The following is a 24213-nucleotide window of genomic DNA, read 5'->3' as shown; positions in this document are numbered from 1 at the left end:
GCCAGCAGCGCCCAGGCACAGCAACGGCTTCCCCAATTGGGGAAGCCGTTGCTGTGCCTGGGCGCTGCTGGTTTAAGGCTGTTTTCTGCCTGTATTAAAAATGGTATTATGAGTAAGTATGGATATGATAAATAAAGGTAATTAACAAATTTATAGCATGTTATAAATCCGATTGCTGAGTCAATTTCGTACGCATAATTTTATCTCGGAAGGAATATTTACTTATAGAGTATCGAGCGAGGTCCTTATAAAATAAGTGGTTACATACTTTTTTATAGTTGATTATTCAAGTATTAACGTCCTGTTGCATGGTGGCATTAGGGCGAAGTGCCAACTCCGTTGGCATATGCCAAAGACCTGATTCATTTTCTACGAGGCTACCCAGTCGTCAGCAAGGCCGGTGCATTCACCGAGGCAAATCCATTGTTCAGCTAAAATCCGCACTTCTGGGATTGTGCCAAAAGTAGTTTTGTAGCTGCTCTATAAAGCACCTAATACCCTAGCTGTCTTTTCGACAACCCAAAATCCTTTCCATGAATGCAACCCTACAATTACCAACCCGGCTGCTGGCTTGGTTGAGGCGCAGGCGAACCCTTGCTTGGTTAACCGGCTCCGCGGTGGCAGCTACAATGCTCCATATCCCGCTATTCGCTTGGCAAAAACTACTGTTCGGCCAGAAGTGGCCTTTTACGAAGGGGGGTGAAAATAGTTTTACACTGTCTTACGACATCCCCTTACCTGCGTCTTTATCAATCAATAACTTTTTTTCAATGAAACCATTCTTACGTTTCGCCTTGCTTTTGGTGGGGTGGCTATTTTTAGCCAGCGGTGATACCTGGGGCCAAACTGCCGTGAACAGGGCAGCACCAATTATCCCAAAATCATTTGGGGCCACCCTGCTCAAGCCGTTGCAATCAACGGCGGCTACCACTGCTTCAGGAGCCTTGCAGCAGTACCGCATAATGTCGGTGCCTGCTTCCGGGTCTTTGCGAATCGGTGCGGGAGGGGCGAGCTTAGCCGCAAATGCCGTTGTCTCAATCGCAAACGCAAGTAATCTATACTATGTCCCCAGTGCTGGCGGAGCAGCGGGCAACTTCTCATTTACCTATCGGGCAGAATTCAGCGCAGGTGTTACGGGTAATGCCACGTACTCGCTGCCAGTGAGTAATGCGGTTTGCAGCCAGAACAGCGCCATTGACTTTTCTGAGCGAAACGTTGGGGAAAACTGGAAAGCGCAGGGTGGAATCACCGTAACCAACACAACGGTGTCCACACGGGCCTATGCTTCTAGCGTACCAGCCGGGCAAACGAATATTCTTGAAATTAGTGACCAGCCGGCTCGTTTATCCACCAAAGGCTTGGTGTGGCAGCTGGACAACGAAGGAGTGAATGGCGGGAACGTTTCTACCGTAGAAATGAATTTCAGCCGCCCGATTCGTAACCTGGCTTTTGCCATGGAAGACATCGATATCAGCACGCTAGCTACTGGCGGCAGCGACTTTGTCGATGAAGTAACTTTTAACGCATACACGCTTGGCAGCACTACTCCCTACACACTGACTGCCGCTGATATTGCACTTGGCTCAAACGGTTCAAATACCTTCGTAACGGGCACCAATACCATTAAGGGTCTTACCGTGAACGGTGGCCCGGCGGGCACTGTGGTGCTGACCTACCCAGCCGGAATAGCTATTTCCCGTCTGGAAATAATCTACCGCAATACCCAAACTTTTACGACAGGCAATCTGCGCTTGCAGACCATTGGCATCCCGTCGATGGTGTGGTGCGCCGAAATAGACCTGGCTACTACCCTTACCGGACCTGGCTATGTTCAAGCCGGTCAGCCAGTAGCCTATACTGCCGTAACCAAAAACCAGGGTGACCTATCGGCAGCGGGTGTAGTGACCAGCGTGCAGCTAACTGCTGGACTCACTAACGTAACCGTCAATAACCTTACTACGGGCTTTACTTATAATTCTACTAGTGGTCTGCTCACATACACCATTGGTAGCTTGGCCGTAGGGATAAGTGATACGCGCACTATCCGATTTACCATGCCAGCTACCGGCTCCGTAACGGGCAAGGCAAGTAGCACAACTGCCGGGCTGGACATCGAGCCCGTGAACAACAACGGCTCGCTGGCCAACGCCAACGTTACCACGGTGCAAAACCAGCCACCCGTAGTGGAGGACGTAGCTGCCACGCCCATGCCCAACACCAATGGCGCCACGGCAATCCCAGCGCTGGTAGGTACTGACCCCAATGGCAACAACACTATCGTATCGTATCTGCTCACCAACCTGCCTCTTACCACCCAAGGGGTTGTAACTTTTACTCGTGGGGGGGCTACGGTAACTCTTTTGCCTGGTAATACTTCCAGCCTTGCCAACCGTACGCTGACTCCGGCCGAAATGGCAACCCTGCGGTTCGACCCAACCGCAGGTTTTTTAGGCAATGCAATTTTTAACTACACCGCTACCGATGACTTTGCAGTTGTATCGAATACAGCTACTTATACCATTCCGGTAGGCCCAGTAGGCGACGTGTACGCCGTGTTCACGGCGCCGGCCACGACGCCCACCACAGGCCTAGCCGGCAGCACGCAGAGCTTTACCGTGCAGTTTGGCAACAACGGCCCCAACTCGGCCCTCGTGACCTCGCGCGTGGTGACCATCCCGGCCGGCGTGTCGGGCGTGACGCAGACCGGCGGCGTACTGACCGGCAGCGCGGCTCTGGGCTGGACCATCACCTACCCCGTGGGCACGTTTGCCACCGGCACCTCGAGCAACTTCACCTTTAGCTTTGTGACTCCGGCCTCGGGCTCAGTAGACCTCGTAGCCACCACCACGACCACTTCAAACCAAGGCGCCAACACTGCTCCCGACTCGGACACGCAAGTGCTGAACGTAACGCCGTTGGCCAACGTGGCGACGACGGTAACGGCCACGCCGGCCGCAACGGTGAACGCCGGCGCGCCCCTGAGCTTCGCCGTGACGTACACCAACGCCGGCCCGAGCACGGCGGCGGGCTACGCCCAGACCCTGCAGCTGACGGCCGGCCTCGGCCTCGCCAACGTGACGTTTGCCAACGTGCCCGCCGGCGTCACGCCGGTCTACAACAACACGACCGGTGCGGTGACTTTCACCGGCGCGCCGACGAGCCTGGCCAGCGGGGCCAACCAGAACCTGACGGTCAACATCGCCGCCGTGCCGGCGGCGCTCGCCAGCGTAACGGCCACTTCGACCGTAGCCACGACCACGTCGGAGAACGGCGCCGTGGCCAACAACACGGATTTCAAAACCGTGACCGTAACGCCCATCGCCAATGTGGCGACGACGGTGACGGCCACGCCGGCCGCGACGGTGAACGCCGGCGCGCCGCTGAGCTTCGCCGTGACCTACACCAACGCCGGCCCGAGCACGGCGGCGGGCTATGCCCAAACCCTGACGCTGACGGCCGGCCTGGGCACCGTGACGTTCGCCAACACGCCTGCCGGCGTGACGGCGGTGTACAACAACGCTAATGGCGTGGTGACCTTCACCGGCGCGCCGACGAGCCTGGCCAGCGGGGCCAACCAGAACCTGACGGTCAACATCGCCGCCGTGCCGGCGGCGCTCGCCAGCGTAACGGCCACCTCGACCGTGGCCACGACCACCAGCGAGAACGGCGCCGTGGCCAACAACTCGGCTTCTGCCACCGTCAACGTAACGCCAGTGGCCGACGTGTACGCCGTGTTCACGGCGCCGGCCGCCTCGCCCACCACGGGCCTGGCGGGCAGCGTGCAGAACTTTACGGTGCAGTTCGGCAACAACGGCCCCTCTTCGGCCGTGGTGACCTCGCGGGTCGTGACCATCCCGGCCGGCGTGCCGAGCGTTACGCAGACCGGCGGCACGCTCAGCGGCAACGCCACCACGGGCTGGACCATCACCTACCCCGTGGGCACGGTTGCCACTGGCACGTCCACGGATTACAGCTTCAGCATCGTGGCTCCAGCCACCGGCCCGGTGAACTTGGTGGCCACCACCGCCACGACCACCAGCCAGAACGGCGCCACGGCCAACGACACCGACACCCAAGTCCTCAACGTGACCCCTGTCGCCGACGTGGCGACGACGGTGACGGCCACGCCGGCCACGACGGTGAACGCCGGCGCGCCGCTGAGCTTCGCCGTGACCTACACCAACGCCGGCCCGAGCACGGCGGCGGGCTACACCCAAACGCTGACGCTGACGGCCGGCCTCGGCGCCGCTAACGTGACGTTTGCCAACACGCCCGCCGGCGTCACGCCGGTCTACAACAACACCACTGGTAATGTGACCTTCACCGGTAGGCCGACGAGCCTGGCCAGCGGGGCCAACCAGAACCTGACGGTCAACATCGCCGCCGTGCCGGCGGCGCTCGCCAGCGTGACGGCCACTTCGGTTACGAACACGACCACGTCGGAGAACGGGGCCACGGCCAACAACTCGGACACCAAAACCGTCAACGTCACGCCGATTGCCGACGTGTACGCTGTGTTCACGGCGCCGGCCGCCTCGCCCACCACGGGCCTAGCGGGCAGCACGCAGACCTTCACGGTGCAGTTCGGCAACAACGGCCCCTCCCCGGCCGTGGTGACCTCGCGGGTGGTAACCATCCCGGCCGGCGTGTCGGGCGTGACGCAGACCGGCGGCACGCTCAGCGGCAGCGCCGCCTTGGGCTGGACCATTACCTACCCCGTGGGCACGTTCGCCACCGGCACCTCAAGCAACTTCACTTTTGGCTTTGTAACTCCAGCCACGGGCTCAGTAGACCTGGTGGCCACCACCGCCACCACCACCAGCCAGAACGGGGCCACGGCCAACGACTCGGACACCCAAGTCTTGAACGTGACCCCCGTCGCCGACGTGGCCACGACCATCACGGGCCCGAGCAGCATTTTGCAAGGCCTGCCCACAGGCAACTTCACGGCGGTATTCACCAACAACGGCCCGAGCACGGCCGCTACGGTAACCCGCACCGTGACCCTGCCCACCGGCGCTTCGCTCACTAATGACCAGCGGAACACCATCACGGCGGCCTATCCGGGCACCACGTTCACCACGGTGGGCATCGGTGCGACGGAGGTAACGACCATCAACTTCGGTACCCTGCCCACGGAAGTGGTGGGCGGCACGGCTTCGTTCGTGTTTGCCTTCACGGCACCAGCTGCTACCACCAACGTGACGATAACCAGCAACACCAGCACTGTTACTTCCCAGAACGGCGCTACTGCCAACGACCAGTCGCAGCTTCCGCTGACGGTGACGCCGGTGGCCGACGTGTACGCCGTGTTCACGGCGCCGGCCACGACGCCCACCACGGGCCTGGCCGGCAGCACGCAGACCTTCACGGTGGAGTTCGGCAACAACGGCCCCTCGTCCGCCGCGGGCGTGACGCGGGTAGTAACCATCCCGGCCGGCGTGCCGAGCGTGACGCAGACCGGCGGTACGCTTACTGGTAGCGCCACCTTGGGCTGGACCATCACGTATCCCGGTGGCACCTTCGCCACCGGCACGTCGACTAACTACAGCTTCAGCATTGTGGCCCCGGCCACTGGCCCGGTGAGCTTGGTGGCTACGACTACCACCACCACCAACCAGAACGGTGCCACAGCCAACGACGCCGACACGCAAGTACTCGACGTGACGCCAGTAGCCGACGTGACCACGACGATAGCCGGCCCATTGAATCTGGTGCCTAATTCGCCCTCAGGGATTTACACTGCAGTTTTCACCAACAACGGCCCGAGCACTGCCATTGATGTAACTCAGCAGGTGACCTTGCCGGCCGGCGTAACTACCGTCTTCGTTAATGGAGTGGCTTATACGCCAACCAATAACGTAATTGACTTTGGCCCAGCCGCAACCTTGGCTGCCGGCGCTTCCAACACGTTCGAATTCAGCTTCACGGCACCTGCCACGGCCGGTTCCGTAGCCCTTGTTAGCAGCGTAAGCAGCGCCACGAACGAAGGCGCAAACGTGGCTCCTAATACCGCGACCCTCAACGTTACGGTGTTGAACACGGCCGATGTAGTGGCCACCATTGCGCCCGCCGCTGCTACGGTTACCGCCGGGCAAACGGGTACATTCAACGTCACCTTCCAAAACAATGGTCCTGCTGACGCTGCTGGCGTAATTGCTCACGTGCAGCTGCCCATCGGCTTGGTGGGTGTAACGGTATCGGGCAACGGTACCTACAACAGTGCAACTGGCTTGGTGACGTATGCTGCCATCACGTCTTTGGCAAGCAATGCCAGCACTGCTTCGGTTATCACCTTCACTGTACCAGCTGTCAGCCCCGTAACGGCTACTGCCAGCATCAGCACCACCACCAGCGAAGGCGGCCAGAAGGCCAACAACGTGGCTAATGCTTCGATTAACATCACCCCGACGTTCGATGTGACGACGCTCATCACGGGCCCGGCCATCACGGCAGTGGGCGTGCAAACCACTTTCAGCATTGCCACCATCAACAACGGCCCTTCGGCTGCACCCAATGTGGTGCAGACGGTAACGGGTTTGCCCATCAACCTGACGAATGTGTACGTATCGAACGATGGTATCTATGATGCTGCAGCCGGCACCGTCACCTTCCCAAGCCTGGGCACGCTAGCCGATGACGCCCACGTGAACAACACCATCAGCTTCACCCCGACCACGGCTTCGGCCACTGGTTTCACGGCCACGGCCACGGCGACGTCCAATGGTACCAACGCGAACGATTTCAATACCGCCAACAACTCGGCACTCGCCGCGACGATGGTAGTGAATCCCGCTCCCGCGCCCTCGACCAACGCTAACCTGTACACGCTGATTTCGACTCCGGCCGCCAACGTGCTGCCAGGTGCCGTAACCACGTTCACCGTAACCTCCGGCAATAACGGCCCGGGTACTGCCACCACGGTAGCCCAACTCGTGACCTTGCCCGCCGGCCTCACCGGTGTGGTGGTGAAAGACAACCTTGGTGCTGTGCTCGCGGGTGCTTACAACCCAACGACGGGCGTTGTTACGTTCCCAACGGTAGCCAGCCTGCTGAGCAGCAACAGTGTTCAATACACTATTGGCCTCGTTGCTCCGGCCACAGGCGTTATCGCAGCGGTAGCCACTGTTTCGGCCGCCACTGCCGACATCATGCCCTCGAACAACATTGCCACGGCCGACGTGACCGTGACACCGGTAACCGACGTGACCGTGCGCCTGACTGGCCCGAACCAAGCGCCTGCTGGCTCGCCTGCTACCTACACCGTGACCACGACCAACAACGGCCCCGCCACGGCAACCAACGTAGCCACGGCCGTATCCATCCCCGCCGGCCTGACCGGTGTGGTGGTCTCGGGCGGTGGTACGTATGACGCCATCAGCGGCCTCGTAACCTTCCCGGCCAGCGCCACTTTGCTCAACGGAATCAGCGTGGCCAATACGATTGAGTACATCACTCCCAACATCGCTACGTTCACCAACATTGCTTCGGTGACTTCGACGACCATCGACAATGTGGTAGCCAACAACACCGCCAAGGTGACGACGGCCGCCGCTGGAGTTGCCGACGTCGTGGTAGCCATCAACGGCCCCGCCACGGTTGTGCAAGGCAACGAAGCAGTGTACTACGTGTCTTCGATTAACAATGGCACAGTTACCGCCATTGCTTCCCAGGTTCGGGTGCAGCTGCCCACCGGACTCACCGGAGTATCGGCCACGAACGGCACCTACAACGCCGCCACGGGTATCGTCACCTTTGACGCTGATGACCAGGAGATTGGTGCCAACGGCGCCATTAGCAACCAGATTCGCTTCGTGGTACCGGCTTCTTTCACAACCTTGTACGCCGTAGCAACGGCCAGCACGACTTCGGAAGAAAGCAGCTACGCCAATAACAGCGCCGGCGTGGTGACCACTGTGCTGCCAGCCACCACCGGCTTGGCCAACTTGAGAATGGTGATTGACACCAGCCCCAATACCGTTGCCGGTGGCGAAGCGCTGACTATCACCGTTACGTCCACCAACTTGGTTACCAGTACAGTTGATGCTATCAACGTCGTGCAGCGTGTTGCGCTGCAGCCGGGCCTCATCGTTGGGAATATCACCAACGGCGGTACGTACGATGCCGTTACCGGAGTGGTGACCTTCCCAACGCTGGCAGTACTCGCGGATGGTGCTTCAGTTGTTAACTCCTTCGTAATTACCGCTCCTGGCGTGGCTGTTTCCACCCGCGGTGTAGTATCCGGAGACCAGTCGGACCCCACTGACGCTAACAACGTGGACACCAACGGGACAACAGTAAATGTGCGTACCGACGTAACCACTAGCGTGACCGGTCCCGCGGCTGCTCAGCCCGGCGAATTGGTTACCTACTCGGTAGTAGCGTTGAACAATGGCCCGAACTCGGCGCTCAATGCAGTGCAGAAGGTGACCCTGCCCGCAGGTGCTACTAATATTGTGGCCCCGAATGGCACCATCTCTGGTACTACGATTACCTACTCGTTGGGAACCTTGGGCGCTGGCGTAAACAGCCAGGAAATCAACACCATCACTTTCAACGCTCCTGCAGGCTTCGCAACTTCCTACGATGTGACGTCCAGCATCACGACGACGCGCGCCCAGACCGCTACTGGCTTGACCAACGACCAAGCCACGTTCACTACGTACAACGGCAACATTGCTCCCGTAGCCAATGCTGTCACCAACGTGCTGTTCGGGCCCGAGGGCAACACCGCCATCGCGCAGGCCATCTCCTCGCTGAGTGGCACCGATGCTGATGGCAACGCAACCATTGCCTCCTACGCCATCACGACCATCCCCACCGCCGCTCAAGGCGTGCTGAGCCTGAACGGTACTCCCGTATCGGTGAACCAAGTGATTGCAGTTGGTGACATAGCCAAGCTGGAGTTCAATCCAGCCAGTGGCTTCGTTGGCAATGCCTTCTTTACCTACACGGTGCTGGATAACGCTGGCGCCACCTCGGCCCCGGCCATCTACACCATCCCTGTAGGTCAGGACCTGAACTCCGTCTACACGGCCACTCCGATGAAGGGCGGCAATGCCAACCCGTACCAGAACGGTGACGTTGTTGCCTACGGCATCGACCCGAATACGGCGACGTACAACACGGCCGGCCTCATCTACAAGGCTGACGGCACGCTCGCCGCTGGCTTGGTAGAAAATGGCATCCGCTTTGGCAAGTTGAGCGAGGCCGATTCGACCCTGCTGGCCACGGTGGGCATCCGCTACACCTCGGAGACGGGGCTGTTCACGGTGGTTGACCGCAACCTGCTGCCCATTGCCGGCCGCACCATTCCGGTCTCCATCACAACGGTAGACTTGTTCGGTGGCATCAACGTGGTACCGTTCAACATCGCCCTTGGGGTTACCCCCCTGCCGGTGGAGCTGACGGTGTTCACAGCGCAAGCGGTGAAGAACGTGGACGCGCAGCTGACCTGGCGCACGGCCTCGGAGAAGAACAACGACTTCTTTGATGTAGAGCGCAGCCTCAATGGGAAGGACTTCATCACGATTGGCCAGGTCCAAGGCCAGGGCAGCACCTCCAGCGCCACGGCGTATGCGCTGACCGACGCGGGCATCGGCCCGAAAGCCGCGGGCCTGGTGTACTACCGCCTGCGCCAGGTGGACTTCGACGGCACGGCCACGTACTCGCCCGTCCGCACGGTGACCTTCACCAAAGCGCTGGCGTCGACCCCAGCCATTAGCGTGTTCCCGAACCCGGCCACCGCCGCGACCACGCTGGACCTGAGCCAGCTGCCCGCGGGCACCTACCAGGTGAGCCTGCTCGACGCCACGGGCCGGGTGGTGCTGGGCGCCACGCTCAACGCGGGCCTGGCCCACGCCCTGGAGCTGCAGACCCTCGCCAGCGGCACCTACACGGTGCTGGTGCGCGGCCAGCACGGCGGGCAGATGATTAACCTGACCAAGCGCCTGATTAAAGAATAAGGCCCACGCCGACGAACCGGCGCCTACAAAAAAGCCCTTCCCCCTCCGGGAAGGGCTTTTTTGTGCCTGTATGCGCACGGGCAACGTTGCCATTGCTTGTATGAAATAGCGTTCTAAACTGAAGAGCCGTAATCCTATTGTCGAGGTCTAAATCCACGCATTCTGCTGAGGGTATGCGGTTGGATTTTTAGCACCAAAACGGAAGGTTGATGCTGGTTTGTATGTAACGCTTATAGGGCTAAAGACTTTTGATTTCTTATTCACACAGCAAAAAGCTCGTCCTGTTTGGGACGAGCTTTTTGCTGTGAAATATAGCTCATTACAAAGGATTGGTAAATGATGTAGTTGAGGTTTTTACTGGATGGGTTTAATGTTAAATATGCTTTTAGAATAAAGAATGTATGTTTAGTATGTAAATAGTTAAAATATATTTAGTATCATGCGGTGTAATTCTATGAATTTTACTTCTTCAGATAATTAATGAGTTGGATTAATGATTTCATTGTATTTAAATAGTCACATTATTAATATTTTTTATACCACATATTTTTCTTACTGAATCAAGGATTTTTTAAAAGATAAAAGGTTGTTAATCAATAAACTGGATGTTATAAAACAACCTGTTAGAAGTAGTGGGTTGCTTTTTCGCTTCAAAGAAATAGTGCGCTTTTAATTGCTTTTTTAATATAAACAACTTTGCCTTCTTCCATATGAGACCATCACTACGCTGTTTCGTCGCCTTACTAGCAGTGCTACTCATGCATAGTAACTGGGTTTGGGCTTTACCAGTCGTTCCATCGGCTCAAGTGAAGTCAGTGGCTTACAACCTGAGGACTAATGTGACGCCGGCGGCGACTACGAACCGCTCTAATCTAAGATTTACAATAACAGGATACACGCGTGATGCCACAAAGGGAGAACTGTACATCGGGGTCAGCAACACCACCAGCCCCGTTACAAGCGTTCCGGCTACTATTCCGACTGGTAGCCAGCTCTTTTTTAGGGCTGCTGCTAGTGCGCCAATTGGAACTACAGTTGTATTCACCTTTACAGCTACTGATACTAACGGCGGAGGGAATGCTCCTGAGACCTCTAGCCCAACAACCTATACCATTACAGTAACCAACACGGCGCCGGTGGCCGTGGCCGACAACGGCTACACCACGGCCAATACGGTTGACCTTAATAACGTCCCCGTGGCGGCCAACGACACGGACGCGGAAGGCAACGCTACCATCGTGGCCAGCACGGTGGCGCTGGTGGGCACGCAGGTGGGCGGCGCTTTTGCCGTCAATGCAAACGGCACAGTTAATTTCACACCCACGCCCGGGTTCTTTGGTACTGCTAGCGTTGGCTACACCGTACAGGATGAGAAAGGAGCCACTTCCAATCAAGCCACGCTCAGCGTGGCGGTAACAGCTCCGCCCACGGCTTATAACGATGCTTTTTCGCGGTCTTATACTTCCACGGCAACCCTCAACGTGCTGGCCAACGACGTGGCCAATACTGGCACGCTAAATAGTGCAACGGTATTCTTGGGAGACCCGAGCGGAGTACCGGCACCTGCCAGCCGCACGTATACCGATGTGGCGAGTGGCGTAGTATTCACTGCTAATGCAACTACCGGAGCAATTACTTTCGCCAATCCCGCAAAATTTGAAGGCATTGCCACCGTAGGCTACACCGTTAAAAACACGGCCAATCCTGCTGCGTCCAACACAGCAGTGCTCACCCTGACGTTGACCAATACGGCGCCGGTTGCGGTGGCCGACAACGGCTACACCACGGCCAATACCGTGGCACTGAACAATATTCCAGTGGCCGCCAACGACACGGATGTGGACGGCACTTCTACCATCGTAGCCACTACCGTGGCGCTGGTGGCCGGTACGGAAGTGGGGGGAGGGTTCGCCGTCAACGCCGATGGCACAGTCAACTTCACGCCCACGTCCGGGTTCTTTGGCACCGCCAGCGTTGGCTACATCGTGCAGGATGAGAAGGGCGTCACTTCAAACCAAGCCACGCTCAGCGTAGCGGTAACCCAGGTTGCCGACATCACAACGAGTATTTCGGCCTCGGCCGACCCTGTGGATGCGGGAGCGCCGCTCGCCTTCACCGTTGATTTTGGGAACAACGGTCCTGGCTCCGCGAGCGGGGTAACCCGCCAGGTGCAATTACCCGTTGGGTTAGGTACGGTCACCGTCACGGCCTCCAGTGGTACCGGGGCCTACGCGACGGGTTCGGGACTTGTGACATTCACGCCTTCGGCAATCACCCTCGCCACTGGACAACACCTCACCGCGACCATCACCATTGCGAGTGTTCCGGGCACGTTTACTTCGGTTACAGCTACTTCTACTATCACAACCACTACGGTGCAGGGCGGCTCGACGGCGGATAACACGGCCACTGTAGCGGTGGTAGTACGGCCCGTGGCTGATGTGACGACGACCTTAACCGGGCCGACTACGATAGCGGCGGGTCAGCCATCCGGCAATTACACCGTCACGTTTAAAAACAACGGCCCCAATGCGGCAACCGGGGTAACGCGCACCGTCACCCTGCCCAGTGGCGTGACTGGCGTTGTAAGACCCGGCGGCACGCTCAGTGGCAGTACCATTACCTACGCGCCGGTAGGCGGCACGATGGCCAGTGGGCAAGTCGAATCGTTTACGTTCAGCTTCACCGCGCCGGCTACCACCGGTTCCGGCTTGGAGTTAACCAGTAGTATTGCCACCACCAGCAGCCAAGGCACCGCGGGCGCCCCCGATGAAGCCAAACTTATCCTAACGGTGGGGCAGGCCCTGACCGGATACGTGTACGAAGACCCAAACTACGGCGGGGGCCTCGGCCGGCCGCGTTCGGCGTCGGGCACCAGAGTACGTCCGGATGCCATCGTGCAGCTTTATAATGCCAGCGGCAACTTCGTGGCCTCAACCCTAACGAATGCAAACGGCCTATATGCTTTCGCCGTTGCGAGCGGTGATTATACAGTGCGGGTTGTGAATGCTTCGGTGACTTCGTGGCGGCCCGGGGCAGTAAGCACGCTGATTCCCGTTCAGACCTATAATGGTGCGGACGACCGGGTGGGGGGCGAAGACCCAACGAAGGTGGATGCGGGCGCTACGGCCACCACGTTATCGGCGCTGCGCACGGCTACTACCACCGCCCAAAGTATTGCGGCAGTTACGGTGAGCGGTGACATCACCGTCGGCCCGGATTTTGGATTTAATTTTTCTACCATCGTCAATACCAAAGACAGCGGCCAAGGTTCCTTGCGCCAGTTTATCATCAATAGCAACCAACTGACCAATGTTGGCCTCGACCAAGTAGCCTCCTCCAATGGCGGGGCCAGCCCCTCGGCAGGTAGAGAGACAAGTATTTTCATGATTTCGGACGGACAGGCGCATGCGGGCCTGCGCAGTGGGCTGCCCAATCAGCTGACGGAAGCCAACGGGGTTTCCCGGGCCGTCATCAGACTGCTGAGCACGGTGACCATCTCCGATGCGTACACCTCACTCGATGCCACTACCCAAACCCTGAACGTGGGCGATACCAACCCGGGCACCATCGGGACCACCGAAAAGGTAGGCACCAGCGCCACCACCCTGACTGCCCTGAACCGGCCCGAAGTCGAAATTGCAGGAGTGAGCATTGGCACTGTGCTGGCGGTGACCGGCAGCGCCGGGTTGGTGCGCCAAGTGGCGATTCGCGGAGGCAGCGCCCAAACAATTAGTTTGGGCACCGGCTCAACCGGTTTCTTGATTGATGAAATTCTGGTGGGCACCAGTGCAATTAATTACGCTTGGCCGGGTGACAATACCAACAGCGCCAACTTCGGCATTAACATTACGGGAGCCGGAGTCGTCGGTACGGTAGAAGGCAGCATCGTGTCCTTCACCGGCAACTCTGGCATCGTGGTGAACAACGAGACCAGTGCCGGCCTGCTGACCATCAAGGATTCAGAATTCAACCAAAACGGCTACACCAGCGCGGGTGGCGACGCCATCACGCTGGGTGACGGGGTTGGAAGTGGGCAGATGCTCATCGAAAAGAACATTTTCACGCGCCCTAACTCCAGTGCCGTGCAGTTTGAGATTGGCCAGACCGCCGCTTCCATTGTGCGCAACAACACCATCATCTCGGCGGGCAAAGGCGGGGCCGGCACTTCGGTCGACCAGCTCGAGGGTTCTGCCATTTGCTACCTACAGCGCAATGGCAACCGCCGCGGCGCGCAACTGGATTTGATTACCAACAACGTGATTGTGGATACCCAGGCCAGCGCCATTGTGGTCGGCTATGGGCAGCAAAACGTCACCATTAGCCAAAACTCCATCTTCAATTCGGGCGCAATTGCCATTGACCTCAACACGCAGAGTAATTCGTACGTCGGCGGCCCATCTGTGGGAAGCGAGACCTACGGCTCTGGCGATGGGGTGACCATTAACAATGGTGACCTCACCACCGGAACGGCCTTGCCCAACCGTGGACTGGACTACCCCGTTCTGACGAGCCTCGACGTGGTGGGCTCGGACTTGATTGTGGAAGGTTTCAGCCGCCCCGGCGCCCTGATTGAGTTCTATATTCCGGCCCTCGACCGGACGCGTTTTGGCGAAGGCCACATCTTCCTGGCCGCCGCCACCGAAAACTCCCCCGAAGATGAGGACGCCGGGAGCGGCAGCTACGGGCCAACCGCCGTGAATGGCCTGCTGCAGGGACAAGATGGAACTGCGAGCCGTTTCCGCTTCGTCCTGCCGTTCGGGTCGCTCACCAGTACGAAGCGCACGGATATTCGCAACCTGGGCCTGACGGCTACCGCCACCCTGAACAACAGTACCTCGGAGTTCTCCGGCAACGTGCCTTTTGCCGCCGATGTAGTTGCCAACATTGCTGCCGTAACCTCACCGGTAGCCGCTGGCAGCACCGGCACGTTCAACGTCAGCTTCAGTAACATTGGCGCCAGCGGTGCCAACGGGGTATCCGCCACGGTGCAGCTGCCCGCCCTGCTTCAGAACGTTCAGGTATCGGGCGACGGCAGTGGTACTTATACCTCGAGTACTGGTTTGGTTAGATACACTGGAATTGCATCTATTGCCCGGGGGCAGGTAGTTAATTCGGTAATCACGTTCAGCCAGCCCCTGAGCGGCAGCAGCGTGACCGGCACCGCCGCCCTTGTCACCACCACCAGCCAAAACGGACTCACCGCCAATGACACCCACTCGGCAACCATTCAAACCAGTCCGCAGAATTTCGATATGTACACGACCTTGGCGGGCCCCAGCACCAGCGGCGCCGGTCAGTTCAATACGTATGCCCTCACCACCCAGAACATTGGCCTAGGCGCCGCCGCCAATGTGGTGCAGACGGTGAGCGTGCCCACACCCGTCGCCCTAACGCACGTCTTTGTTTCGAATGGCGGTACTTATTCGTTTGCCGGTGGCACCAGCACATTCACGTTCCCGGTGCCCGCATCCATTGGCGCGGGCCAGTTACTGAATAATACATTTAGCTTCGCGGCGCCCGCCAGCGGCCCCCTCAATTTTACCGCACTAGTAACGCCAAATACCCTTGTGGATGGCGACCAGCAGGCCGGCAACAACACCGCCACGCTGACCACGAGCATTACCGCGGCCCCCGACCCAACCAAGGAGGCCAATCTGTTCACCACCATCAGCTCAAATGCGGTTAATGGCAGTGCGCTGCCGGGGGCGCTGGTTACCTACTCCGTAACGCAGGGCAACAAAGGCCCACATGCAGCCACAACTGTGGGCGTGAGCGTTGACCTCAGTCCCAACATCGTGGCCACCGGCTCAAATTTCAAGGTCAATGGCGTGGGCGGCACGCAGCCAGGAGGTGCGGGTACTACTATCAGCTTCGCCTTGCCTGCTGGGACAGCCGTTTATGACCCCACCACTGGCGCTCTTGCCTTGCCCGTAATGGCGACGCAAGCAGCCAACACCACGGCCACTTACACCGTGCTGGCGCCAATGCCTGCGCATGGGCAGGCTACAATCACGAGCAGCGTGGCCTCCACGACTGCTGACCCCGTGCCAGCCGATAACATTGCCAGCACGCTGACAACCGTTAACAACGCCATTTCGGCCGACATGAGCACCACCATCGTGGGGCCAGCGTCGGCCACTGCGGCGCAGCCTTTGGTTTACACCATCACCACCACGAACAATGGCCCTGGCCTGGCCCAATCCGTGGTGCAGAACGTGGCCATCCCGGCGGGGCTGGTCCTCACGGGTGCTACTGCCGTGCGCATCAATGGCAGCTTGCCCACCAGCACCACTAGCACCGTTGCCACCTACGGTTCGGGCAGCACTGCAGCAACCTACAACGCCACCACGGGCTTGATTACGATTCCCACTGCGAATGTGGCCGGTGTGGGTACCTCAATTACCAATACCGTGGGCTACAGCGTGCCCGTGAACGATGGCAACCTGGTAAACGTGGCGTCGGTGCGTACCACGTCGGTAGACAACGTGCCAAGCAACAACACCACGCAAGTGGTAACCACCGTGCAGCCTCAGGCCGATGTGCAGGTGCTGCTTGATGGGCCTGCTACCAGCAATGTGGGCTCGCCGGTTACGTATGTCGTGACGACTACCAATCTGGGCCCGTCCATTGTGCCGAGCCAAAGCATCTCGGTGCAACTGCCCAGCACCCTGACTTCCAATGGGGGCGTAGTGGAGGTGAGCAACAACATTGGCGAGGTACTTAGTGGTGTTTATAACAACTCCACCGGAATCGTGACGCTACCGGCCATTCTAAACCAATCGAACGGAATTGGCTCGGCCGTGCGGTTTGTCATTTCGTTCACGACACCGGCGGGCTCAGTGTTCTCGCCCACGGCCCGGACCAGCGTACCCGGTACGCTTGACCCGAACCTGGGCAACAACGAAGCGTCACGGAGCGTCAGCGTAAGTCCGGCCACCACCCTCCCGCGGCCCGACCTGAGCACCAGTTTTGTTGCCGGTACCAGCACTTCTGCCACGGCCGGCCAGCCCGTTACGCTAGTGGTGCGCACCAGCAATGCCAGCGGCACCGCCACGGCGACAGACGTGGTGCAGGACGTGATTCTAACGGGTGGGCTAACGACCACCGGCTTCACCGTTGGGGGCGTAACGGGCACCCTCCAGGCGACCACGGGCCTTATCGAGTTTGTTTTGGCGGGAGGCAAAGCCACCTATAACCCTAGCACGGGCTTGCTGAGCATCCCCATTGGCTCCATGACAGCGGGTGCGTCTATGGCTAATACCATTGTGCTGCCCGCGCCCGGCAACAACCCCTTGGCCATTATGGCTGCCGTGTACGGCGACCAAACCGATGCCACAGTAGCCAACAACCGCGCCTATACAGCCTTTCCCGTTTCGCCCACCGTGGGCGTGCAAACCACCGTATCGGGCCCGACATCGGCCCCCATCGGCGCCACGGTGACGTACGCGGTAGTAACTAGAAACAACGGACCTTCGGATGCAGCAAACGTGGTGCAAACCGTTGTTCTGCCTCCTGGCGGGTCCAGCTTCGTGATTTCCGGGGGCGGCGTGCTCAGCAACAGCAACACCCTCGTCACGTTCCCAAGCATCACCACGCTGGTGCCGGGAGGGGCGGGGCTCATTACCAACAGCATCTCCTTCAAAATGCCCAACACCACGCCCTCCATCACGGTCACGGGCAACGTAGCGGCCATTGGCGACAACTCGCCGGGCGGCAACAATACCTCCAGCCAAGTCACCACCACGCAGCCCAACAGCTCGCCGGTGGCTTCTGATGTAGTCAACGCCCTGACTACGCCCAACGGCAATACCGCCGTCACGCGCCTAGCTATTTCGCCTTTGATGGCAACCGATGCCGACGGCGCTGCCACCGTTGTTACCTATACGCTCACCAGCGTGCCAAACCCGGCTTCTACGGGCACCCTTTACCTCAACAGCACTGCCATCACAAGTCCTCGCACGCTCACGGCTAGTCAAATCAGCCAATTGTTTTTCCTGCCCAAAGCAGGATATGTGGGCAACGTCTTCTTTACTTACACTGCTACGGACGATGGTAACGGCGCCCCGGCTTTTGCCCTGACCTCGAACGAGGCGCGCTATACCCTCAAGGTAGGGCAGGACAATGCCGCGGTGTACACGGTAAACGACTCCAAAGGCGCCGCTAATGCTTACCTCAGCGGCGATGAAATAGCCCGCGTGTTCGATTACAACGGCGGCGTGGCGCTGTCTCCAGCCACTGCCGGTAAGAATATTTTCTCGCCCAACCCGAAGGAGCGAACTGCTGATTACGCGAGCGGAATTACCGACAACGGAGTGCGCACCGCAATAGCCGGTGCCTTCACCTTGAGTTCCGCGCCCACCATTACCACCTTGGCGGATTTGAACTTAGTGTTTAATCCCATCACCGGCCGTATCACCGTTGGCCCGCTGGTCACGGAAGCCGACCGCAGCAAGCTGCGCGCCGGCACCTATACGCTGCCCATTACCACCACCGATGCCTTCGGTGGGGTAACCACGCAAAACATAACCTTCGTGATTAGCGATTTCCCGCTGCCGGTGGAGCTGACGGTGTTCACGGCGCAAGCGGTGAAGAACGTGGACGCGCAGCTGAGCTGGCGCACGGCCTCGGAGAAGAACAACGCCTACTTCGACGTGGAGCGCAGCCTCAATGGGAAGGACTTCGTGAAGATTGGCCAGGTCCAAGGCCAGGGCAGCACCTCCAGCGCCACGGCGTATGCGCTGACCGACGCCGGCATCGGCCCGAAAGCCGCGGGCCTGGTGTACTACCGCCTGCGCCAGGTGGACTTCGACGGCACGGCCACGTACTCGCCCGTCCGCACGGTGACCTTCACCAAGGCCCTGGCGTCGACCCCAGCCATTAGCGTGTTCCCGAACCCGGCCACCACCGCGACCACGCTGGACCTGAGCCAGCTGCCAACCGGCACCTACCAGGTGAGCCTGCTCGACGCCACGGGCCGGGTGGTGCTGGGCGCCACGCTCAACGCGGGCCTGGCCCACGCCCTGGAGCTGCAGACCATTGCCAGCGGCACCTACACGGTGCTGGTGCGCGGCCAGCACGGCGGGCAGATTATCAACCTGACCAAGCGCCTGATTAAAGAATAAGGCCCACGCTGGCTCGCCAATGCAGGTGAAAAAAGCCCTTCTCACTCGGGAAGGGCTTTTTTGTGTTTTAATGACTTGGCCGGATGTAACCTCGGGGCCTTGGTTTGGGTTAGAACGGGCTCAAGCTTAGCTGAATGGTTTACTGATGCAATACGACGTTCTGATTATTGGCGCGGGCAGCGCCGGGCTTTCGGCAGCCCTCACCTTGGGCCGCTGCATGCGCCGCGTATTGCTGGCCGATGGCGGGCCGCCCCGCAACGAGTCGTCGCCCGGCGTGCACGGGTTCTTGACCCGCGACGGCATCCGGCCGGCCGAGCTGCTGCGGATTGGGCACGAGCAGCTGCGGCCTTACGATTCCGTGGAAGTGCAATGCCTGGAGATTGAAAGCATTGTTCAGGAGGGAAGGGGCTTTCGGGCCACGGGCGTTGGCACCGCCGATGATGCCCCGCACACTATTTTGGCGCGGCGGGTGCTGCTGGCCACGGGCGTGGCAGATATTTTGCCGCCGCTTCCGGGGTTTCGGGAGTTGTGGGGGCGCGGCGTGCTGCACTGCCCGTATTGCCACGGCTGGGAAGTGCGCGGCCAGCCGTTGGCCGTGTACGGCCAGGGCCGCACCGTCACGGGGTTGGCCTTGTTGGTGAGCCGTTGGAGTTCCAATGTGGTGGTGGTGACCGATGGTGCCGGCTACCTCACGCCCAACGCCCGCCGCCGGCTGCGACACCAAAAAATTCAGATTCGGGAGGAGCGAGTTGCCCGGCTGGTAGGGTCGGCAGAGCATGATTTGCAATACATAGAATTCGCCGATGGCAGCCAGTTGCAGCGCAACGCGCTGTTTCTGCACGCGCCCCAGCACCAACGCAGCGCTCTGGCCGAAAAGCTCGGGGCGCGCCACAACAGCAAGGGCGCGGTCTGGGTCGACTCGGCCATGGAAACCTCCATTCGGGGCCTGTATGCGGCGGGCGATACCACGCCCGGCACCCAGCAGGCGCTGCTCGCGGCCGCGGCGGGCAGCAAAGCCGCCATTGTTATCAACGAAAGCCTCACGCGGGAAGAATGTCCGCGGTAGCCTCACAATTGTTAAGCTTGGTGGTTTAGACGTAAACCAACGAGATGCTTACAGTACTTGCGCTGCATTATTGGGCCGGTTCGGGCCGCGAATACGAAGCCGTGCGGGCGTTGTTGCCGGCTACGGTGCGGCTGCTGGCGCCCGACTTGCCCGGCTTCGGCAAGCAGCCTGTGCCCCCGGGGTTCGACTTCTCGGTGGCGCACTATGCCGACTGGTTGGCCGGTTTTATTGCCGATAATAAGATGGCTGAATTCACGCTGCTGGGCCACAGCATGGGCGGCAAAATAGCGCTGGCCCTGGCGGCCAGGCGCCCGGCCGGCTTGCGGCAATTGGTACTGCTTGCGCCCTCGCCGCCCACGCCCGAGCCCATCACCGATGCGGCCCGGTCCGCGGCACTGGCGGCCTTCGGGCAAGCGGCGGAAGCCGAGAAAACCTTCCGCAACATCACCGAGAAACCCTTGGCCGAAGCGCTGCACCGGTTGGTGGTGGCCGACAATCTGTGTTGCACCCGCCCTGCTTGGGAAGCGTGGCTGGAGCGTGGGTCCCGCGAAGATATTTCAGCCCTGATGGCCACGCTGGCAGTGCCGTGCAGCGTGCTGGTCGGGGCCAACGACCGGGCCATTACCTCCGAAACGCAACAGCAGCAAACGCTGCCGTGGCTGCCCGCCACTACCCGGTTGCGCGTAGAGCCCGCCACCGGGCATCTGCTGCCGCTTGAGGTGCCGGCCTTAGTCGCGGCGCTGGCGTTGCAATCTTTTAAGTAAAAAACCAGTAGCTGGCCATCTTCGAGCCGGGTGCGTTGCTGTTTCCTATGTCGCTTGCCGCTGAGCTTCTTGCTGCCTTTCGCTGCCACTGGCGGCATTATGTGGCCGAAGCGGCGGGGCTGGCTTTCTTTATTACATGCGGTAGCTTACTTACCGTTGCGCTGGAGCATCCGGCTTCGCCGTTGCACCAGGCGCTGCTCGGCGAGGAAGTGCTGCGGCGCGGCCTGTTGGGCATTGGCATGGGCTTGGCCATCGTCACTATTGTATATAGTCCCTGGGGAAAGCAGTCCGGTGCGCACATCAACCCGGCCGTGACGCTGGCGTTCTGGCAACTGGGTAAAATCCGGCCGGCCGATGCCCTCTGGTACTGCTTGGTTCAAGTGCTGGGCGGCCTTGGGAGTGCTTGGCTGTGGGCGCAGGTTCTGGGCCCGCACTACGCGCACCCCACGGTACATTACCTCACCACCAAACCGGGGCCTACGGGAACGGCCGTGGCTTTCCTGGCCGAATTCCTGATATCGTTTATCCTGATGGGGGCCATGCTATTGGCCTTGCACCACCCGCGTCTGAAGAAGGCGGCGGGATGGCTAGTGGGGGCCCTTATCTGGCTTTACATCTTGGTTGAAACGCCATATTCTGGCATGAGCCTGAACCCTGCCCGCTCGTTGGCTTCGGCCGTGGTGGCTAACGATTTCCAGGGGGTGTGGGTGTACATCGCGGGGCCGCTGGGGGCTATGTGGCTGGCCACAGTGCTGTTTTTGCGTTACCACCACGGACAGGCATTGGCGTGTGCCATCGTAGCAGGCTGCGAAGCCATGCCCAATTCGCCTCACGCCGAGGAGCCGCCACTTTACCCGACTGCGCAACCGGAGTAAGCCTTATTCCAAGGCCCGGCCTCGGAACAGCAGAAAGCCCAAGTGCCCGTAGACGCTGAAACGTTCCGCCGAATCGTCGTAAAACCGGCCGTGGATGGCCAAGGGGCCCACGGGGGTTTGCAGAATAATGCCCGTGCTGCCCGTGAAGCGGGGCCGTTCGAGGCCGGAGCCGCGCGTGGCCGTCTGAAATTCGCCCTGCCTCAAGGGTTGGGCATTGACGTGAATGAAGGCTTCGGTGCGCCATTCCAGCTTCTTGAGGAAGGGCCGGGTGTAGCGCAAGCCGGCGGCCGCGTACCGCGACGAGCGGTAGCTGTCCAAGAACATGGTGCGCGAATCAGGCAGCGGGGCAAATACCGGGGCCGTGGTTTGCGACGAGCGGTAGGTCGAGAACGTGGGCTGGGTACTGGCCATCAACTCCAGGAAATAGCCCCAGCTGTGCCGCTCGTCTTTCAAGGGGAAATACCGCTCGGCTGTGGCCCGGAACTGCAACCACTCGCGGTGCTGCGAGTTGCCGAGTTGCTCGGCCGTGGAGCCGGGCGTATACACGGCCGAGCCCGTAACGCCGCGCACCGTGTACACATAGCGGTGGCCGGTGGTGGAATATTGTTTGCGGTTCAGGGTGTTGCGGGCAAACCGCAAGGCGGCGGTACCGCCCCGGAATACGGTGGCATCCAGCACATCGGCGGTGTTAAGCTCTTTGGAATTGGCGTATTCGTCTTTGGTTACGAAAGCACCTATGTCGAGCAGGAGACGGCTGCGGTAGTTGGGACTGATGCCGAACTGCCCGCCCAGTTTGGTGTCCTGCTGCCGCACTTGGGCGTTGAGCACGTTGCGCCCCAGCAGCCCGCCCGTGTTCTGGTAGTCCCATTGGTTGTAAATGATTTCGGGCTCGATGAAGAACGGCAACTTGGCTGGCACGCTGATGCGGAACGACCCGCGTGCCCCGTTGTAGAAGCGGCCCAGGCTCACATCGGCCGAGGCCGTATAAAGCAGGCGGCGCAGGTAGCGGTACTCCACGCCAAAATAGAGGTTGTCGATGGGCCGGTTGCTGAGCACGAAGCCTACCTCGGTGCTCACGTTGTTGTTGCGCTGCGCGTCCACGCTGAATATGTAGCCCTTGCGTGTCGCGTCGTAACGAATGCGGGGGTAAATGTTCTTGAAATAGTCATCCGAAGCTAAGCGGTAATAGCCTTCTTCGATGTCATCGAGCGAGTAGTCGCTGCCCGAACGCCGGAAAAAGCGCGCCGCGTACTCGTTTTGGTCGGGGCGCAGGCCGTTCACACGCACTTCGATGAAGCGCGGTTTGGGCGCCAGGCCCTGAAACGCCAGCCGGCGCTTTTGCAAGTCCACCGAATCCACGCGGCGGCCAATGCGCTGCTTAATCAATTCCATTTCGCGAAGGGCCGCCGTGTCGCCCTCGGCAATGAATTCCTTCACCCGCTCAAAATCGCCCACGCCCATGCCTTCCAAATCAGGCTGAATGTAGATGCCGTTGCGGCCCACGCTGCCGGTATCGGCCACGCTGGTGCCCAAAAAGGCCACGGTACTCGCCAGCAGGGCGTCGTCGTTTTTGGGGTATTTCTTAAAGGCCACGTCGCCCACGTTCACCCCGATGATGATGTCGGGGGCGAAGGTCTTCTTCATAGTGCTGGTGGGGAAGTTGTCGTACACCGCGCCGTCGTAGTAGTATTTGCCATCGAGGTTGCGAATGGGACGAAACGCCAGCGGAAACGACATGGAGTTGCGAATGGCATCGGAGAGGGAGCCGGTTTTTTGCTCCACCACCGTGCGCGTAAACACCTCCGAGGCCATGCACCGGAAGGGCACGAACAGCTTGTCGAAATCGTAGCCACTGCTGGCCGAAGCCGGAGCCAGCAGGCGCGTCAGGGCCAGGTTCAGGTTCAGGTCGTTCACCAGGTTGGTGCTCACCCGCGCCTGAAAGGTGGAGTCGATGGCAATGCCGAGGCGCAGGGCCGACGGCGAGGGCTCGGAAGTCAGGAAGTTGAACGTTTTGCTCTCCAGCGGCTTGCCCGAAGTCCAGCGCTGAAAGTCGGTGCTGAGCACAATCTGCTCAATCTCATCGGGCGAGTAGCCCGCCGCGTACATGCCGCCAATCACGGCTCCCATGCTGGTGCCCACGATGTAATCGATGGGGATTTTGTTTTTCTCGAGCTGCCGCAGCACGCCCACGTGGGCCAGGCCCTTGGCACCGCCGCCGCTCAGCACGAGGCCCACGCGCTGGGCTTGGGCCTGGAATGACAACAGACATACCAACACCCAAAGCGCAACCGTGCGCGGTAAAGATTTCTGCATAAAAAGTAAGAAAAGCATTTTAAACGAAGCGGTTTGCTCTACGCCGCGCGTACGGCGCAGGTTGTTGGGGGCAGGTAGGCGCCAACTGGAATGGCAAGGTCAACC

Annotated in this window: 6 protein-coding genes; 5 read left to right on the top strand and 1 reads right to left on the bottom strand. The window is 59.8% G+C overall.

Annotated elements, in window-relative coordinates; genetic code table 11:
- Positions 1-1454 precede the first annotated feature (1454 nt).
- The 5 genes from I2I05_RS17705 to I2I05_RS17685 all read left to right on the top strand — a co-directional run bounded on the left by I2I05_RS17705 (position 1455) and on the right by I2I05_RS17685 (position 21795).
- Complete coding sequence (locus I2I05_RS17705; RefSeq protein ID WP_196283596.1) at positions 1455-9965, top strand: T9SS type A sorting domain-containing protein; 8511 nt, start codon at positions 1455-1457, stop codon at positions 9963-9965.
- 1136 nt (positions 9966-11101) lie between these two features.
- Positions 11102-19090, top strand: coding sequence for an Ig-like domain-containing protein (locus tag I2I05_RS17700; protein WP_196283595.1), 7989 nt, complete (start codon positions 11102-11104; stop codon positions 19088-19090).
- Between the two features lie 145 nt (positions 19091-19235).
- A complete protein-coding gene (locus tag I2I05_RS17695) occupies positions 19236-20156 on the top strand; it encodes an NAD(P)/FAD-dependent oxidoreductase (protein ID WP_196283594.1) in 921 nt (306 codons plus the stop codon).
- 44 nt (positions 20157-20200) lie between these two features.
- Positions 20201-20920, top strand: a complete 720-nt coding sequence (locus I2I05_RS17690) for an alpha/beta fold hydrolase (RefSeq protein WP_196283593.1) — start codon at positions 20201-20203, stop codon at positions 20918-20920.
- Between the two features lie 47 nt (positions 20921-20967).
- Complete coding sequence (locus I2I05_RS17685; RefSeq protein ID WP_196283592.1) at positions 20968-21795, top strand: MIP/aquaporin family protein; 828 nt, start codon at positions 20968-20970, stop codon at positions 21793-21795.
- Positions 21796-21798: 3 nt separating this feature from the next.
- Here I2I05_RS17685 and I2I05_RS17680 read toward each other — a convergent pair whose 3' ends face one another.
- Positions 21799-24108: a patatin-like phospholipase family protein gene (locus I2I05_RS17680; protein ID WP_196283591.1), complete on the bottom strand. Its 2310-nt coding sequence runs from the start codon at positions 24106-24108 to the stop codon at positions 21799-21801.
- Positions 24109-24213 lie beyond the last annotated feature (105 nt).

The sequence above is a fragment of the Hymenobacter jeongseonensis genome (assembly GCF_015694725.1).
Lineage (GTDB): Bacteria > Bacteroidota > Bacteroidia > Cytophagales > Hymenobacteraceae > Hymenobacter > Hymenobacter jeongseonensis.
The sequence above is the reverse complement of the archived record's forward strand: the minus strand, read 5'-3'. Positions and strand labels throughout refer to the sequence as shown.